This window comes from Ancylomarina sp., from assembly GCF_041555295.1.
In the GTDB taxonomy this organism is placed as follows: Bacteria; Bacteroidota; Bacteroidia; order Bacteroidales; family Marinifilaceae; genus Ancylomarina.
Genome location: NZ_JBFFKR010000471.1, coordinates 1 through 1,562, shown reverse-complemented (window position 1 = coordinate 1,562; position 1,562 = coordinate 1). Strand labels below are relative to the sequence as shown.

Below are 1,562 nucleotides of genomic sequence, written 5' to 3'. Positions count from 1 at the left end.
CTTGTGTACCTACAGCTCTTGACAATGTCTACTTTGACATTAATTCATTTACGGGAAATACCAATCAGATTGTAACCACAGGAAGTGGGGACATTCGATGCAGAACAATGGACTGGAGAGGTTCTGAAGGCAATAATCCAATATTACAAATGGGGACTGTTGAGATCTCAAGTGCTTACATTTATGGCTCGTTATTTCTAAACAATACTCTAACAATCAATTTACCTGATGTTAATTTCTATTTCCGTTCGACAGAAAAAGGGAACACTCTAGTACTTCATACTTTTGATTTCCCAAACAATGTCACTTTCGATGGTATAGATGGCGAATGGACTTTAGGAAGTAATCTTAATCTTGATGGAAATCTAATACTTGAAAACGGTCATTTTATTTCTGCTGGCTTTGATATTTCCTGCAACTACTTTGAAGCAACAAACACCGATTTTGGTAAGAAACGAACATTGGATATTAGTAATTCAATATTTACAATTCATGGCTATGAAAATGGTCGTGCTCTCTACATATTTACAGCAGATGAAACTGCTTCAGAAACTTTTACTTTATTATCAATTAATAGTCAAATCATCATTCTCAGCAATAAAGACTTTTATATTGGAGGCAGCTTTTCTGGGAAATACACTTTTAACTCAATTTTATTTTCCGATGGAGGGACTTTCAATTCAAATCTCATTAATACGAGAGTTAACGACTTAACCTTCGAAGAAGGAGGAGAATTAAATGGAACTGTAGACATTGGAAAACTGACTCTTAACAAAGGAACAAAACCAAATACCTTTAAGTTCGAATCAAATATAACTTTCCCAATTGAAGAATTCACAGCTCTTGGATCTTGTAATTTCCCTATAGACATCCGAGGAAGTAAAAGTGGCAAACAGGCTGACTTGGAAGTTAAAACAAGTATAAACGCAAACTTCGTTTTACTAACAGACATTAATGGTATCGGTTCTTCAGTCACTTATTTAGCCAATAACTCTATAAAACAAACTAATGTTACGAACTGGACGGTGAGCTCAATTACAGCCGTTGATTTATATTGGGTAGGTAACGGAGTAAACGATGAATGGTCTAACTATTTGAACTGGAGTAAAACTTCAGGAGGAGTATCCGAAGGATGTATACCTACTGAGCTCGACAATGTCTTTTTCGATTCTAATTCTTTCCTAGGAAGTAAAACGGCTCTAATCAATTCTGATGCGAGATGCCACAATATTACGTGGACTGACGATGTAGATCCATCATCAATTTTTAAAGTCCAAAATCAATTAGATATTCACGGTCTTCTTGATTTCAGTGAAAATATGACCCTAGAAATGTCAGGTGATCTAAACTTTAAAGGTGATGGTTTAACTGCTGATAAGCCTATTGATTTTGCAGGGAAAGCCTTAGATGGTGATGTCTATTTCGATGGAGATGATCAATCCTGGATTTTACAAAATGCTTTAACGACAACAGGAGATTTATTCTTAGATAATGGTTCTCTTGATACGAAGGGAAATAAAATGTCTATCTCAAGTTTCACATCGTTAAACGCATCTCCAATT

At 35.3% G+C, this 1,562-nt stretch carries 1 protein-coding gene; it reads left to right on the top strand.

Annotated elements, in window-relative coordinates:
* Window positions 1–1,562 (top strand): hypothetical protein (locus ABY905_RS17190; protein ID WP_372646117.1); only part of this gene is annotated, 1,562 nt, incomplete at both ends.